Source organism: Streptomyces sp. NPDC003036 (assembly GCF_040611175.1).
GTDB lineage: Bacteria > Actinomycetota > Actinomycetes > Streptomycetales > Streptomycetaceae > Streptomyces.
The window spans coordinates 51,208-66,011 of record NZ_JBEXNO010000001.1 but is presented as its reverse complement, the minus strand read 5'-3'; the positions used below and the strand labels follow the sequence as shown (position 1 = coordinate 66,011).

At 73.1% G+C, this 14,804-nt stretch carries 16 protein-coding genes; 7 read left to right on the top strand and 9 right to left on the bottom strand.

Features of this window, described 5'->3' with window-relative positions; translation table 11 throughout:
• Nucleotides 1-181: 181 nt before the first annotated feature.
• A complete protein-coding gene (locus ABZX67_RS00300) occupies nt 182-820 on the bottom strand; it encodes an aminotransferase class IV (protein WP_355352039.1) in 639 nt (212 codons plus the stop codon).
• A 300-nt stretch (nt 821-1,120) separates the two neighbouring features.
• Entirely contained in the window at nt 1,121-2,554 is a 1,434-nt protein-coding gene (locus tag ABZX67_RS00295) for an NAD(P)-binding domain-containing protein (RefSeq protein ID WP_355352036.1), read from the bottom strand.
• Nucleotides 2,555-2,633: 79 nt separating this feature from the next.
• Here ABZX67_RS00295 and ABZX67_RS00290 point away from each other — a divergent pair, with 79 nt between their 5' ends.
• Nucleotides 2,634-3,038, top strand: coding sequence for a metalloregulator ArsR/SmtB family transcription factor (locus ABZX67_RS00290; RefSeq protein WP_355352033.1), 405 nt, complete (start codon nt 2,634-2,636; stop codon nt 3,036-3,038).
• Between the two features lie 20 nt (nt 3,039-3,058).
• Here ABZX67_RS00290 and ABZX67_RS00285 read toward each other — a convergent pair whose 3' ends face one another.
• Nucleotides 3,059-3,553, bottom strand: a complete 495-nt coding sequence (locus ABZX67_RS00285; RefSeq protein ID WP_355352030.1) for a MarR family winged helix-turn-helix transcriptional regulator — start codon at nt 3,551-3,553, stop codon at nt 3,059-3,061.
• A gap of 183 nt (nt 3,554-3,736) precedes the next feature.
• On the opposite strand from ABZX67_RS00285, the gene ABZX67_RS00280 reads away from it, so the two are divergent.
• From ABZX67_RS00280 to ABZX67_RS00270, 3 genes are all read left to right on the top strand, one after another.
• Nucleotides 3,737-5,170 carry a DUF2252 domain-containing protein gene (locus ABZX67_RS00280; protein WP_355352027.1) on the top strand — a complete coding sequence of 478 codons (1,434 nt, stop codon included), beginning with the start codon at nt 3,737-3,739 and terminating at the stop codon, nt 5,168-5,170.
• 55 nt (nt 5,171-5,225) lie between these two features.
• The gene (locus tag ABZX67_RS00275) at nt 5,226-6,047 is read left to right on the top strand and encodes a hypothetical protein (RefSeq protein ID WP_355352708.1); all 822 of its coding nucleotides are present in this window, start codon (nt 5,226-5,228) and stop codon (nt 6,045-6,047) included.
• An 84-nt stretch (nt 6,048-6,131) separates the two neighbouring features.
• Nucleotides 6,132-6,476 carry a rhodanese-like domain-containing protein gene (locus ABZX67_RS00270; RefSeq protein ID WP_355352024.1) on the top strand — a complete coding sequence of 115 codons (345 nt, stop codon included), beginning with the start codon at nt 6,132-6,134 and terminating at the stop codon, nt 6,474-6,476.
• A 79-nt stretch (nt 6,477-6,555) separates the two neighbouring features.
• On the opposite strand, the gene ABZX67_RS00265 is transcribed toward ABZX67_RS00270, so the two are convergent.
• The 5 genes from ABZX67_RS00265 to paaA are packed head-to-tail and all read right to left on the bottom strand — an operon-like array spanning nt 6,556 to nt 10,137.
• A complete protein-coding gene (locus tag ABZX67_RS00265) occupies nt 6,556-7,617 on the bottom strand; it encodes a 2Fe-2S iron-sulfur cluster-binding protein (protein WP_355352021.1) in 1,062 nt (353 codons plus the stop codon).
• Nucleotides 7,618-8,130 (bottom strand): 1,2-phenylacetyl-CoA epoxidase subunit PaaD, encoded by a 513-nt coding sequence (gene paaD / locus ABZX67_RS00260; RefSeq protein WP_355352018.1) that lies wholly within the window; start codon nt 8,128-8,130, stop codon nt 7,618-7,620. It abuts the gene before it with no gap.
• Complete coding sequence (gene paaC / locus ABZX67_RS00255; protein WP_355352015.1) at nt 8,124-8,849, bottom strand: 1,2-phenylacetyl-CoA epoxidase subunit PaaC; 726 nt, start codon at nt 8,847-8,849, stop codon at nt 8,124-8,126. The genes paaD and paaC overlap by 7 nt, the downstream gene beginning before the upstream one ends.
• On the bottom strand, nt 8,846-9,133 hold the full coding sequence (gene paaB / locus ABZX67_RS00250; protein WP_355352013.1) for a 1,2-phenylacetyl-CoA epoxidase subunit PaaB: 288 nt from the start codon (nt 9,131-9,133) through the stop codon (nt 8,846-8,848). Before paaB ends, paaC begins: the two co-directional genes overlap by 4 nt.
• Entirely contained in the window at nt 9,130-10,137 is a 1,008-nt protein-coding gene (paaA, locus tag ABZX67_RS00245; RefSeq protein ID WP_355352010.1) for a 1,2-phenylacetyl-CoA epoxidase subunit PaaA, read from the bottom strand. The genes paaB and paaA overlap by 4 nt, the downstream gene beginning before the upstream one ends.
• Before the next feature lie 95 nt (nt 10,138-10,232).
• Here paaA and ABZX67_RS00240 point away from each other — a divergent pair, with 95 nt between their 5' ends.
• From ABZX67_RS00240 to ABZX67_RS00230, 3 genes are read left to right on the top strand one after another with little or no spacing between them, the layout of a single operon-like run.
• Nucleotides 10,233-11,126 carry a DUF5819 family protein gene (locus tag ABZX67_RS00240; protein WP_355352008.1) on the top strand — a complete coding sequence of 298 codons (894 nt, stop codon included), beginning with the start codon at nt 10,233-10,235 and terminating at the stop codon, nt 11,124-11,126.
• On the top strand, nt 11,123-12,349 hold the full coding sequence (locus ABZX67_RS00235; RefSeq protein WP_355352005.1) for an HTTM domain-containing protein: 1,227 nt from the start codon (nt 11,123-11,125) through the stop codon (nt 12,347-12,349). Before ABZX67_RS00240 ends, ABZX67_RS00235 begins: the two co-directional genes overlap by 4 nt.
• The gene (locus ABZX67_RS00230) at nt 12,346-13,005 is read left to right on the top strand and encodes a TrmH family RNA methyltransferase (RefSeq protein WP_355352002.1); all 660 of its coding nucleotides are present in this window, start codon (nt 12,346-12,348) and stop codon (nt 13,003-13,005) included. Before ABZX67_RS00235 ends, ABZX67_RS00230 begins: the two co-directional genes overlap by 4 nt.
• A 20-nt stretch (nt 13,006-13,025) precedes the next feature.
• Here ABZX67_RS00230 and paaN read toward each other — a convergent pair whose 3' ends face one another.
• The gene (gene paaN / locus ABZX67_RS00225; protein WP_355351999.1) at nt 13,026-14,720 is read right to left on the bottom strand and encodes a phenylacetic acid degradation protein PaaN; all 1,695 of its coding nucleotides are present in this window, start codon (nt 14,718-14,720) and stop codon (nt 13,026-13,028) included.
• Nucleotides 14,721-14,804 lie beyond the last annotated feature (84 nt).

The window sequence follows — 14,804 nt, the reverse complement described above, 5'->3', positions numbered from 1 at the left end:
CCTCCTGCCCGGAGGCGCGAATTCCGGTGGCCCAGGGGACCGTACGGAAAGGGGAGTGAAAAGCTCTGGAAAAGCGAAAGGGGCTGTTGCCGCCGGGGGTTCCCGGCAGCAACAGCCCTTTCACTTCTCGTGTTTCACGGAATGGCCTTCTACGGAACGGCCTTCACGGAATGTTCTTCTCCTACGGAACGGACACCGTGTGCATCCAGCCGAACCGGTCTGCCCGGTCTCCGTACTGGATGGCGGCGAGCTCGTCGCGCAGCCGCGTGGTGACCTCGCCGGGCCGGCCGTCGGCGATGACGCTGCGCCCGGAGTCGGTCGTCACGGCCCCGATGGGCACGACGGACGCGGCCGTGCCGCAGGTGAACGCCTCGGTCACGCGGCCGTCGCCCGCGGTCAGCTCCTCCAGGGAGATCGGCCGCTGAACGGTGGGGATGCCCAGCGCGGAGGCCAGTTCGATCAGGCTGCCCCGGGTGTTGCCGGCCAGGATGGTCCCCGACAGGCGCGGGGTGGCCAGCACCGGGCCGCCGGTCCTGTCGCGGGTGACGCAGAAGAAGTTCATCGCCCCCAGCTCCTCGACCCAGCGGTGCTCCCGCGCGTCCAGCCACAGCACCTCGTGGCAACCCCGTGCCAGGGCCTCCGCGTTGGCGGCGAGGCTGCCCGCGTAGTTGCCCGCGCACTTGGCGGCGCCCGTGCCGCCGGGCGCGGCGCGGATGTGGTCCGGCGCGCACCACACGTCGATGGCCTGGTAGCCGTCGGCGAAGAAGTAGTCCACCGGCGAGGCGATCACCGCGAACAGGTACTCCCACGACGGCCGCACGCCCAGGCTCGGCTCGTGTTCGCGGTCGTGGTCCCGTGCTGCGCGGAAACGGCGCTGATCCCGCCGTGGATTCCGATTCCCCCGACCACCAGCGCGGCGGCGAGAGCCGAAATACCTGCGGCAGCGCGAACGAGAAGTTCCATGATGTTTCCCCCTGTTGATGCGAAGCGGTAAGGCGATTCTGCGCCGCCTATCACCCCGGGACCAAGCAATCCGCCTGGCAGCTTGCGGTCTGGCAGGCAGGTGCCCAAGCGGCCCCGGCAGGGTCCGGGGCCGCGCGCCGGGCGGCCGTCATGGCCATCACGCGGGCTGCGGGCCCTTGCCGTGGTCGTGGTCGTGGTGCGTCGGGAGGAGGGTGGCCGGGGCCGTGGCCGGGGCTGGAGCCGGGGCCGTGGCCGGTGCGCCGCAGCAGCCGCCGCCGGCCTCTGCCTCGGGGGTGTTGGGCTCGTCGAAGAGGCCGGCGCCGCCGCAGACGCCGGTTTCGGGGAGGGTGAGTTCGACGCGTTCGGCGGCCTCGTGGTCGCCGGAGAGGGCGGCGGCGAGGGAGCGGACCTGTTCGTAGCCGGTCATGGCGAGGAAGGTCGGGGCGCGGCCGTAGGACTTCATGCCGACCAGGTAGACGTCCTTCTCCGGGTGGGCCAGCTCGCGTACGCCGTGGGGGTAGACGGTGCCGCAGGAGTGGACGTTCGGGTCGATGAGGGGCGCCAGCGCGGTGGGGGCCTGGAGCCGTTCGTCGAGGCCGAGGCGGAGTTCGGTGAGGAAGGACAGGTCGGGGCGGAGGCCGGTCAGGACGATGACCTCGTCGACGGGGTCGAGGCGGCGGCCGTCCTCGCCGACGAGGATCAGGCGGTCGCCGTCGCGCTCGACCGCCTCCGTACGGAAGCCGGTGACCGCGCTCGCGTGCCCGGCCTCCACGGCCGCCTTGGCGCGCAGGCCCAGCGCGCCGCGGGCGGGCAGCTCGTCGGCCTTGCCGCCGCCGTAGGTGGAGTCGGTCAGTCCGCGGCGCAGCACCCAGACTGCGTGGGTGCCCGGCGCGCTCTCCGCCAGGTCGGCGAGGGCCGCGAGGGCGGTGAAGGCGGAGGCGCCGGAACCGACGACGGCGGTGCGCCTGCCCGCGTAACGGGCCCGTACGGCGGGGTCCTGGAGGTCCGGCACGCGGTAGGCGACGCGGTCGCCGGCCGCGCGCTCGCCGAGGGCGGGCAGGCCGTCGCCGCCGAGCGGGCCGGGGGTGGACCAGGTGCCGGAGGCGTCGATCACCGCGCGGGCGAGGAGCCGCTGCTCGCGGCCGTCCGCCCCGGTGATGTGGACGGTGAAGGGCTGGGCGTCACGGTCGGCGTCCACGACCCGGTCGCGGCCCGCCCGGGAGACGCCGGTGACCCGCGCGCCGTACCGGACGCGGTCGCCGAGGGCGTCGGCCAGCGGCTGGAGGTACCGGTCCGCCCAGTCGCCGCCCGTCGGGTAGGCGGCGCCGTCGGGCTTCACCCAGCCGGTCGGCGCCAGCAGCTTCTCGGCGGCCGGGTCGACGAGCTCGGCCCAGCGGGAGAAGAGGCGCACGTGGGCCCACTCCCGTACGGCCGATCCGGCGGCCGGTCCCGCCTCCAGGACCAGCGGCTCCAGGCCGCGCGAGACGAGGTGGGCGGCGGCGGCCAGACCGACCGGACCGGCCCCGATCACGACGACGGGCAGCTCGGACTGGACGGGCGGGGTGGTGGGCGGGGCGGTGGGCGCGTTCACGGCGGGCTCCTTGATTCGACGTATGTCGATGTCTTGTTCCCAGCCTTGCCTCTGATTCGACATGTGTCAACATAGATGTATGTCGAATAACCAGCTGCTGCCGCTTCTGGAGCCTGACCGGGACCCGGGCCGGGACCCGGGCTTGGGCCGGGGGCCGGGCCCGGGCGTCGAGCCGTGCTGCCCGCCGCTGAACGAACGCCCGCTGACCGCCGACGAGGCGGTGCGGGCCGCCGCGATGTTCAAGGCGCTCGGCGATCCGGTGCGCCTGCGGCTGTTCTCCGCCGTCGCCTCTCATGAGGGCGGGGAGGCGTGCGTCTGCGACATCTCCGACGTCGGCGTCTCCCAGCCGACGGTGTCCCACCACTTGAAGAAGCTGAAGGAGGCGGGACTGCTCACCTCCGAGCGGCGCGGCACCTGGGTCTTCTACCGGGTGGAGCCGTCCGTCATGGCCGCCCTCGGGAAGGTGCTCACCAGCGGCGCGTGACGGCGGTCGGCAGACGGCGGTCAGCAGGGGCGGGAACCCCGGTCGTCGGCGGCCGCGGCGTTGTAGCGCAGCAGGTACGCGGCGAAGCGGTCGAGGTCCTCGGTGGACCAGTCGGCGAGCCGGGCTTCGTAGGCGGCGCGGCGGCTGGCGTGGGTCGAGGACAGCAGCCGGCGGCCGGCCTCGGTGGGGTGCAGGACCTGGACGCGGTGGTCGCTGAGGTCGGGGCGGCGCTCGACGAGGCCCAGTTTCTCGAGCACGGCGATCTGGCGGCTGACGGTCGACTTGTCGAGCATGTAGTGGGCTGCGAGGTCGGTGGCGCGGCAGCCGTGGCAGTGGTCGATGTGCGCGAGGAGCGTGTACGAGACGAGGGGCAGCTCGGGGTGCAGCCGGGCGGCCGCGGCGCGGGCGCGGCGGGCGAACGCCGTGAGCTCGCGCTGGATGACGTCGACGGCCTCGTCGCGGACGGTGTGGACGTCGCGGACGTCGTGGAGGGACTCGTGGCGCGCCCCGGGCATCGTCGGCCTTTCCCTGGGGTGTGTGCGGTCTGGGGTGTGCGGTCTGGGGTGTGCACGAGGTCGGGTACCGCGTGGTGCGCGGGTTATCCACAGCGAGTTGTCCACAGGGGGAGACGCGTGTGCGAAGGCGGCGGTACGGTCTGCGTCATTCGGGCGGCGGCGGTGTGCGGACGGGGGGGCTTCATGTACGAGGAGCACGAGACGTACGAGGGCGAGCGGATACCGGTGGTGCCGGGGTTCGCGCGGCGGACCTCGGGGGCGGCCGGTGCGGCGGCGCAGTCCGTGAAGGCGCGGGGCAAGGCGCTGCGCGACCGGGTGCCGAGGGCCTCGCACGCGGCGTTGGCGTCGCCGGGCGAGGAGCGGCCGGACGCGGTGCGCGCCGTGGAGGAGTCCAACCGCGGGCGGGTGGAATCGCTGGTGCCGATCCGGGTGGGCAGGATGGTCGCGACGCCGTTCGCCTTCCTGCGCGGCGCCGCCGGGCTGATGGCGTACGACCTGGCGGGCACGCCCGTCACCGGCGTCGGCGCGCAGATATGCGGTGACGCGCACGCGGCCAACTTCGGCCTGTACGGCGACGCGCGGGGCGGGCTCGTCATCGACCTGAACGACTTCGACGAGACCGTGACCGGGCCCTGGGAGTGGGACGTCAAGCGGCTGGCGACGTCGCTGGTGCTCGCGGGGCGGGAGGCGGGCGCGGACGAGGACGTGTGCCGGGCGGCGGCGTTCGACGCGGTGGGCGCCTACCGGCGGACCATGCGGCTGCTGGCCAGGATGCCGGCGCTGGACGCCTGGAACGCCATCGCCGACGAGGAGCTCGTCTCCCACACGGACGCGCGCGACCTGCTGGGCACGCTGGAGCGGGTCGAGGAGAAGGCCCGGGCCAACACCAGCGCCCGCTTCGCCGCCAAGTCGACGGAGGAGTGCGCGGACGGCGGACGGCGGTTCGTGGACGCGCCGCCCGTCCTGAGCCGGGTGCCGGACGCGGAGGCGGCGGCGGTCGCCGCGTCGCTGGGGGAGTACCTGCGGACGCTCCCGGAGGACCGGCTGCCGCTGCTCGCCCGGTACGCCATCCACGATGTGGCGTTCCGGGTGGTGGGCACCGGCAGCGTGGGGACCCGCTCGTACGTGGTGCTGCTGCTCGACCACCGGGGCGAACCGCTGGTGCTCCAGGTGAAGGAGGCACGGCCCTCGGCGCTGCTGCCGCACCTGCCCCGGGCGGGGTTCGAGGCGCCGGTCGTGGAGCACGAGGGGCGGCGCGTGGTCCTCGGGCAGAAGCGGATGCAGGTGGTCAGCGACAGTCTGCTGGGCTGGACGACGGTCGACGGCAGGCCGTACCAGGTGCGCCAGTTCCGCAACCGCAAGGGCAGCGTGGACCCGGCGGCCCTCGCGGCCGACCAGATCGACGACTACGGGCGGATGACCGGGGCCCTGCTGGCCCGGGCCCACGCCCACAGCGCGGACCCCCGGCTCATCGCCGGGTACTGCGGCAAGAACGACGAGCTGGAGGAGGCGGTCGCACGGTTCGCCGTGGCGTACGCGGACCGCACGGAGGCGGATCACACGTCCCTGGTGGCGGCGGTCAGGAGCGGGCGGATCCCCGCGGAGCCGGGGGTGTGACCGGCGAGGCGGTTTCCGCCCGTACGCTGGTCGGGTGACGACCCCGAGCGACGACATGACCGGCGAGCAGCAGGGCGCCGAGCAGCAGGGCGCCGAGCGGCCCGAGGCGCGGCTGGAGCGGGCGGTGCGCGCGGCCGAGCAGGCGCTGATCGAGTTCGAGATCGCGGTGGAGACCTTCCGGGTCGAGGTGGAGAACTTCTCCCGGCTCCACCACCAGAGGCTCGGCCCGATGTACGCCCGCCTGGACGAGCTGGACGCCCTCATCGCCGAGGCGCGGGCGGCCCGCACCGGAGACCCGGAGGACCTGCGCAAGGCGCGGGAGGCCCGGGCGATGGTGCTGCCCATGCCGGGTGTCGAGGAGCTCTTCCACCACTGGGTCGACTCCGACGGGCTGTCCCCCGAGGCCGCCGCGATGCTCACCGACCGGCCCGTGCAGCCGCCGAAGCGGGTGCGGGTCCGCGACGAGGTGCGCAAGCTCTACCGCGAGCTGGCCCGCAAGGCCCACCCGGACCTGGCGCGCGACGAGGAGGAGCGGCAGCGGCGCGAGGAGTTCATCACGCGCGTCAACGCCGCCTACGGCCGCGGTGACGAGGCGCTGCTGCGGGAGCTGTCCGAGGAGTGGGCGCGCGGCCCGGTTCCGGCGGCGGCCGAGCTGAGTGAGAGCGAGGAGCTCTACGCCCGGCTGGACTGGCTGGCCCGCCGCAAGGAGCTGCTGACGATCGTGGCGCAGGACCTGGAGGAGAGCGCGATCGGCGCGATGCTCCGGATGGCGCCCGACGACCCGGACCGACTGCTGGACGAGGTCGCCGAGCAGCTGCTCGCGCAGGTCGCCGAGCGCGAGGAGGAGCTTGCCGCGCTCACGCGGCAGGTGCAGTAGGTTCGAGACGTACGTGAGACGTGGTGTGCGTGCGTGGTGAACCTACGTGACGTACGTCCGAGGCGACGAGAGAAGGCGTGACCCATGAACTTCGCCCAGCTGCCCGCGGTGGACGCCGCGTCCGTCCCGGCCGACGGGCTGGTACTGGACGTCCGCGAGACCGACGAGTGGGCGGCCGGACACGTCGAGGGCGCGCTGCACGTGCCGATGAGCGACTTCGTGGCCCGCTTCGGCGAGGTGACGGAGGCGGTGGCCGACGGGCGGCGCGCCTATGTGATGTGCCGGGTCGGCGGCCGCTCCGCCCAGGTCACGCAGTACCTGATCCAGCAGGGCATCGACGCCGTGAACGTCGACGGCGGCATGCTCGCCTGGGACGGTGCCGGCCGCCCGATGGTCACGGACAACGGCACCGAGCCTTTCGTCCTGTAGGAGCCGGCCGTGGTCGGCCCGACGGACCGACCGGGCCGCGCGGCCCAGCCCCGCGCGGCCCAGCCCGGTGTCGCAGCCGTCAGCGGTCGAAGTCCAGCTCGACCTCCGGCGTCGCGGGATGCGACTGGCAGGCCAGCACATAGCCCGCCTCGGTCTCCTCGGGCTCCAGCGCGTAGTTGCGGTCCATCCGCACCTCGCCGCTGACCAGGAACGCCCGGCAGGTCCCGCAGACGCCGCCCTTGCACGCGTACGGCGCGTCCGCGCGGGCGCGCAGCACCGTGTCGAGGAGCGACTCCGCCTCCCGCACCGGCCAGGTGCCGGACCGGCCGTCCAGGGTCGCGGTCAGCGTGGCATGGGCGGGTATCGCGGCGGCCCGCACGGCGGCGGACGCCGTCCCGTCGTCCACGTGGAAGATCTCCTGGTGGACACGGCCACGCTCCACACCGAGTCCGCGCAGCGCGCGCTCGGCGGCCTGGACGAGCCCGAACGGCCCGCACAGGTACCAACCGTCGACCTCCCCGACCGGCAGCAGCCGGGGCAGCAGCTCGGTCAGCCGCTCACGGTCGAGCCGCCCGGACGGCAGCCCGGCCTGCTGCTCCTCCCGCGACAACACGGTGACCAGATGGAAACGGCCGGGGAAGCGGTCCTTCAGCTCGGCGGCCTCGTCCACGAACATCGTCGAGGCGGCGGTGCGGTCGCTGCGTATGAGGCAGAACCGCGCGTCGGGCTCCCGCTCCAGCACCGTCGCCGCCATCGACAGCACCGGCGTGATGCCGCTGCCGCCGACGATCGCCGCGAAGCGCCCCGGGCGCGGTTCCAGCAGGAACCGGCCCATCGGCTCCATGACGTCGACCGTGTCCCCGGCGGCGAGCTCCTTGAGCGCGTACGTCGAGAATTCGCCGCCGTCCACCAGCCGGATGCCCACCTTCAGCACGGGGTCGACCCCCGGGGGCGCGGCGGGGGAGCAGATCGAGTACGTCCGGCGGATCTCCTCTCCCCGGGCCGTGGCGCGGCGCAGGGTGACGTGCTGGCCCGGCGTGTGCCGGAAGGTCTCGCGCAGCTCGGGCGGCACGTCGAAGGTGACCGCCACCGAGTCGTCCGTGAGCCGCTCGACCTCGCTCACCCGGAGCGGATGGAACATCTACAACTCCTTGAAGTGGTCGAACGGTTCGCGGCAGGCGGTGCAGCGGCGCAGCGCCTTGCAGGCGGTGGAGGAGAACCGGCTCAACAGCTCGGTGTCGGTCGAGCCGCAGTGCGGGCACCGGATCGCGAGCGACACCGGCACCGGCCCGGCCCCGCCCCCGCCCTGATGGCGGGGTGGCGCTATGCCGAACTCGGCGAGCTTGCGGCGCCCTTCCGCGCTGATGTCGTCGGTCGACCAGGCGGGGGAGAGCACCGTCACCACGGACACGTCCGGTACGCCGTGGTCGTGCAGCACCCGCTCGATGTCCGAGGACATCGCCTCGATGGCGGGGCAGCCGGTGTACGTGGGGGTCAGCTCGACCTCCACCCGGCCGGGGGCGAGGACACGCACCCCCCGCAGCACACCTAGCTCCTCCAGCGTCAGTACGGGCAGCTCGGGGTCGGGGACCGAGCCGGCGAGCCGGCTCAGCTCCTCCTCCAGCGCCGTCGGGTCGGCCGTGCCGGTCACCACGACGCCCCCGGGTGGCTGCGGTGCAGGTGCTGCATCTCGGCGAGCATCCGGCCGAACGGCTCCGTGTGCAGGCCCTGCCGCCCGGCGCCCGCTCGCCACGCGCCGGCGCGCGGGCCGTCCGGCACGGTGAGCGTGGCCCGCTCCAGGACCGCCGTCACCGACGCCAGCCAGTCGGACTCCAGCTCCCGCCAGTCGACGTCGAGCCCCTCCACCGGCCGGAACAGCTCGCCCGTGAAGCGCCACAGCGCCGCGCAGGCCCGCTGCATCCGCTCATGGCTCTCGGCGGTGCCGTCGCCGAGCCGCAGCGTCCACTGCTCGGCGTGGTCCTGGTGGTAGGCGACCTCCTTGACCGCCTTCGCTGCGAGACCTGAGAGGTCGCCCGCGTCCGCCGCCGCGGCCAGCCGGCCGTACAGCAGCCGCTGATAGGTGGAGAAGTAGAGCTGGCGGGCGATGGTGTGGGCGAAGTCGCCGTTGGGCTGCTCCACCAGCTGGACGTTGCGGAAGGCCCGCTCCTCGCGCAGATAGGCGAGCTCGTCCTCGTCGCCGACGAGGGAGAGCAGCACCCGCGCCTGGCCGAGGAGGTCCAGCGCGATGTTGGCGAGGGCCACCTCCTCCTCGAGGACGGGGGCGTGGCCGGCCCACTCCCCCAGCCGGTGGGACAGCACGAGCGCGTCGTCGCCGAGGGCGAGCGCCGCGGCGGTGCTCACGGTGGCGGTCACAGGTTCTTCACCCCCTCCGGGACCTCGTAGAAGGTCGGGTGCCGGTACGGCTTGTCGGCGGCCGGCTCGAAGAACGGGTCCTTCTCGTCCGGTGAGGACGCGGTGATCGCCGAGGAGGGGACCACCCAGATCGACACGCCCTCGCTCCTGCGGGTGTACAGATCGCGGGCATTGCGCAGGGCGAGCTCCGCGTCCGGTGCGTGCAGGCTTCCCGCGTGGGTGTGGGACAGCCCGCGGCGCGAGCGCACGAACACCTCCCACAGCGGCCAGTCGCTGGTCGTCATGGAGTCGCCTTTCCGTGCTGCTGCTGGTGGTTCGCGTGCTGGTCAGGGGCTTCGGGCCGGTGCTTCGCGGCGTAGGCCGCCGCGGCTTCCCTGACCCAGGCGCCCTCTTCGTGCGCCCGCCGCCGCTGGGTGATCCGCTGTTCGTTGCAGGGGCCGTCGCCCTTGAGGACCTCCCAGAACTCCGCCCAGTCGATCGGGCCGAAGTCGTAGTGCCCGCGCTCCTCGTTCCACCGCAGGTCCGGGTCCGGGAGGGTGAGCCCGAGGGCCTCGGCCTGCGGCACGCAGATGTCGACGAAGCGCTGGCGGAGCTCGTCGTTGGAGTGGCGCTTGATCTTCCAGGCCATGGACTGCGCCGAGTGCGCCGACTCGTCGTCCGGCGGGCCGAACATCATCAGCGAGGGCCACCACCAGCGGTTCACCGCGTCCTGCGCCATCGCGTGCTGCTCCGGCGTACCGCGCGAGAGGGCGAGCAGCGACTCGTACCCCTGGCGCTGGTGGAAGGACTCCTCCTTGCAGACCCGGACCATCGCGCGGGCGTACGGGCCGTAGGAGCAGCGGCACAGCGGGACCTGGTTGGTGATCGCGGCGCCGTCCACGAGCCAGCCGATGGCGCCGACGTCGGCCCAGGTCAGCGTGGGGTAGTTGAAGATCGACGAATACTTCTGGCGGCCGGAGTGGAGCTTGTCGAGCAGCTCGTCCCGGCTGACGCCGAGCGTCTCGGCGGCGCTGTAGAGGTACAGGCCGTGCCCGGCCTCGTCCTGCACCTTGGCCATGAGGATCGCCTTGCGCCGGAGGGAGGGGGCGCGCGTGATCCAGTTCGCCTCGGGCTGCATGCCGATGATCTCGGAGTGGGCGTGCTGCGCGATCTGCCGGATGAGTGAGGCGCGGTACGCCTCCGGCATCCAGTCGCGCGGCTCGATCCGCTCGTCGGCGGCCACGGCGGCGTCGAAGGCCGCCTCGTACGCCTCCTGCGCGCCCTGCGTGTCCGCGGTCACTGCCGTCATCGGGCCCCCTACCGACCGATCGTTCGGTTGAATGACTTCAATGGTGAGTCGACGGCCCGTAAGGTGTCAACCCTGTGGATAACTGCGGTGGATCGATGCGGATGGATGCGGATCGGGGCGGGATGGACTCGTACGACAAGGAGCGCGGGCACGCCGAGCCCGCCGCGCACCCGGTGACCAGCACCGCGGCTGTCCCCCGGCCGACCGAACAGGCATCCGGCGACCCCGCCACCGCCGGCCCCGGCACCGCCGACACGGCCACTGCCGACGCCGCCCCCGCCGCCACCGATCCCGACGCCGGTGCGCCCGGTGACGGGAACCGTGCCCGCGCGGGCATAGCCGGGCTCTCGCTGCCGTACCAAGTCGTCGCCTCCGTCGCCGTCGCGGTCGTCGCCGTCTTCGCCTGCTACCACGTGGCCATGGTGTTCCTGCACGTCGCGCCGTCGAACACGCTCACGAAGCAGCACGGCGAGGCGGTCGACGAGTGGGTCTTCCCCGAGTTCGAGCAGAACTGGAAGCTCTTCGCGCCCAACCCGCTCCAGCAGAACATCGCCGTCCACGCCCGCGCCGAGGTCATACGCGCCGACGGCAGCCGCCGGACGACCGACTGGATCGACCTCACCGCCGACGACGGCGAGGCCATCCGGGGCAACCTCGCCCCGAGCCACGTGGACCAGAACCAGCTGCGCCGCGGCTGGGACTTCTACGCCAACTCGCACACCGCCGACAACCGCGCCAACGGCATGCGGGGCCGGCTCTCCGAGCGCTACATCCGGCGCATCACGATGCTCCGTCTGGAGGCCCACGACCTCGGCGGCCGCGTCGACCGGATACAGGTCCGCAGCTCCACCCGGGCCGTCGGGGCCCCGCCCTGGAGCGAGGAGAAGACCGACACCCGCGCCTACTACCGCACGCTCCCCTGGTGGACGGTGACCGCCGCCGACCTGCCCGCCGGCGTCGACAACGGCCGTACGGAGGCGCAGCGGTGAACCAGACCCCCGCCCCGGCCCCCCAGTCGCTCGACCGCCGGCTCGCCCGCGCCGTCCAGCGCGTCACCGCCACGGCCCTCGGCCCGTACCAGACCGCGATCGTCCGCATCGGCTTCGCCGCCACCTGGCTCTTCTTCCTGCTGCGCGAGTTCCCCCACCGCCATGAGCTGTACGGACCCGAGGGCCCCTGGGCCTGGGACATGGGCCAGCAGCTGATCGCGCAGAACCACTCCTTCACCGTCCTGATGTGGTCGGACAGCACGGTCTGGTTCGAGATCGTGTACGCGGTCGCCATGCTCTCCAGCGTGCTGCTGCTGATCGGCTGGCGCACCCGCACCATGTCGGTGCTCTTCATGGCCGGGGTCCTGTCGCTGCAGAACCGGTCCATCTTCATGGGCGACGGCGGTGACAACGTCGTCCACCTCATGGCCATCTACCTCGTCCTCACCCGCTGCGCACAGGTCTGGTCCCTGGACGCCCGCCGCGCCCGCCGCGCCCCGCGCGGAACCGGCGGCCCGGGCTCCCGCCGCGACCTGGTCGGCCCCGCGCTCTGGACGGTCCTCGCGCTCCCCCTGGTCGCCGCGACCCTCCTCGGCGACCGCACCGGGGAGCCCTGGCTCCTCGCGCTGCTGTGGCTGCTGTGGGTGGCGCAGGGCGTGTGGTGGCTGGTGTGCCGGTACGCGCCCGGCGAGCCGCGCGTCCTGCTCGACACCTTCGCCAACCTGGCCCACAACGCCACCCTCGCCGTGATCATGGCCGAGGTGTGCCTGATCTACGCCACCGCCGGCTGGTACAAGATCCAGGGCTCGCGCTGGCAGGACGGCACCGCGCTGTACTACCCGCTCCAGCTGGACTACTTCACGCCCTGGCCGTTCCTCTCCGACGTCCTCGCCGGCAGCGGCGTGATCGTGATGGTGGTGACCTACGGCACGGTCATCGTGCAGGTGGCCTTCCCCTTCACCCTCTTCAACCGGCGGGTCAAGAACGTCCTGCTGGTCGCGATGATGCTGGAGCACGCGGGGATCGCGGTGCTGCTCGGGCTGCCGTTCTTCTCGCTCGCGATGATCGCCGCGGACGCCGTCTTCCTGCCGACCGTCTTCCTGGTCTGGCTGGGTGCCCGGGTCGGCCGGGGCCGTGAGCGGCTGCTGCGCCGGTCGAAGCGGCCGCAGGCCGAGCAGCGGCCCGCCGAGGAGTCCCACGCCCCCCGTACCCTCGTGGGGTGACCAGCGAGACCCCCCTCCAGCCCCTCCAGTACGACGACGGCTACGGCCCCGAGGTCGGCGTCGGCCCGCACCCCCTGCCCTGGCCGCAGGGCGAGCGGTACGACCCCGAGCTGCTCGCCCACGGCGACCGGCGCAACGTCGTCGACCGCTACCGGTACTGGACGCGCGAGGCGATCGTGGCCGACCTGGACACCCGGCGCCATGACTTCCACGTCGCCGTGGAGAACTGGGGCCACGACTTCAACATCGGGTCCGTCGTGCGCACCGCCAACGCCTTCCTGGCGAAGGAGGTGCACATCGTCGGCCGCAGGCGCTGGAACCGGCGCGGTGCGATGGTCACCGACCGGTACCAGCACGTGCGCCACCACCCCGACACCGCGTCGCTGACGTCCTGGGCCGCCGCCGAGGGGCTGCCGGTCATCGGGATCGACAACCTCCCCGGGGCCGTGCCGCTGGAGCGGACCGAGCTGCCGCGCCGCTGCGTGCTGCTGTTCGGGCAGGAGGGGCCGGGCCTCACGGAGGAGGCCCGCGAGCACGCGGCGATGGTCTGCTCCATCGCGCAGTTCGGCTCGACCCGGTCGATCAACGCGGGAGCCGCCGCGGCGATCGCCATGCACGCCTGGGTGCAGCGGTACGCGGAGATCGACACCCCCTAGGGGGTGTCGCCCGCCGCGGCCTAGGCCTGGCGGCGCACCTCCACCACCCGGAAGCGGTTCGCCACGAAGGCGCCGTCGCACAGCGCGGCGTTCGCCGCCGGGTTGCCGCCGGAGCCGTGGAAGTCGGAGAACGCCGCCGTCTGGTTGACGTACACCCCGCCCGTCAGGTTCAGCGACAGCTGGGCCGACTCCTCCAGGCAGACCTCCTCGACCGCGCGCTCGACGTCCGCCGAGGTCGTGTACGCGCCGACCGTCATGGCGCCCTTCTCGCGCACCGTGCGCCGCAGCAGCTCCAGCGCGTCGGCGGTCGAGTCGACCGAGACCGCGAAGGCGACCGGGCCGAAGCACTCCGACATGTACGCCGCTTCCGCGTCCGGCTTGGAGCCGTCGAGCTTGACGATGACGGGCGTGCGGACGACGGCGTCGGGGAAGTCGGGGTTGGCGACCTCGCGGGAGGCCAGGGCCACCTCGCCGAGCCCGGCGGCCGCCTCCAGGCGGGCCTTCACGTCCGGGTTGACGATGGCGCCCAGCAGCGCGTTGGCCCGGGCGTCGTCACCGAGGAGTCCGTCGACCGCGGCCGCCAGGTCGGCCACGACCTCGTCGTACGTCTTCGGTCCGGCGTCCGTCGCGATGCCGTCGCGCGGGATGAGGAGGTTCTGCGGGGTGGTGCACATCTGGCCGCTGTACAGGGAGAGCGAGAACGCCAGGTTGGACAGCATCCCCTTGTAGTCGTCGGTGGAGTCGACGACGATGGTGTTGACGCCCGCCTTCTCCGTGTACACCTGCGCCTGGCGGGCGTTGGCCTCCAGCCAGTCGCCGAAGGAGGTCGAGCCGGTGTAGTCGATGATCCGGATCTCGGGGCGGACGGCCAGCTCCTTGGCGATGCCCTCGCCGGGCCGCTCGGCGGCCAGCGCCACCAGGTTGGGGTCGAAGCCCGCCTCCGCCAGCACCTCGCGCGCGATCCGGACCGTCAGCGCCAGCGGCAGCACGGCGCGCGGGTGCGGCTTGACCAGGACGGGGTTGCCGGTGGCCAGGGAGGCGAACAGGCCCGGGTAGCCGTTCCACGTGGGGAAGGTGTTGCAGCCGATCAGCAGCGCGATGCCGCGCCCGACGGGCGTGAACGTCTTGCGCAGCTCCAGCGGGTCCCGCTTGCCCTGCGGCTTGGACCACTCCGCGTCCAGCGGCGTGCGCGTCTGCTCGGCGTACGCGTACGCCACCGCCTCCAGGCCGCGGTCCTGCGCGTGCGGCCCGCCCGCCTGGAACGCCATCATGAACGCCTGCCCGCTGGTGTGCATCACCGCGTGCGCGAACTCGTGCGTGCGGGCGTTGATCCGGGCCAGGACCTCCAGGCACACCAGGGCGCGGGTCTCGGCACCGGCGTCCCGCCAGGCCGCCGTGCCCGCGCGCATCGCCGGCAGCAGCACCTCGATGTCGGCGTGCGGATACTCCACGGCCAGCTCCGGCCCGTACGGCGAGACCTCGCCGCCCGTCCAGCCGTCCGTGCCCGGCTGGTCCAGCTCGAAGCGGGTGCCGAGCACTGCCTTGTGCGCCGCGAGGCCGTCGGCGGCGCTCAGCGAGCCGCCTTCCCCGTACGCCTTCGGGTGCTCCGGGTGCGGCGACCAGTAGGCGCGGGTGCGGATCGCTTCCAGGGCCTGATCCAGCGTGGGCCGGTGCCTCTCGGACAGGTGGTCGGGGGTGAGCTGAGCGGCGGCCATGACGGACCAACTCCTCGTCGAGCTGGGCAGGGACAGGCGGACAGAGCTAGAGTAACCGAACGATCGGTCGGGACAAGGGGGCCT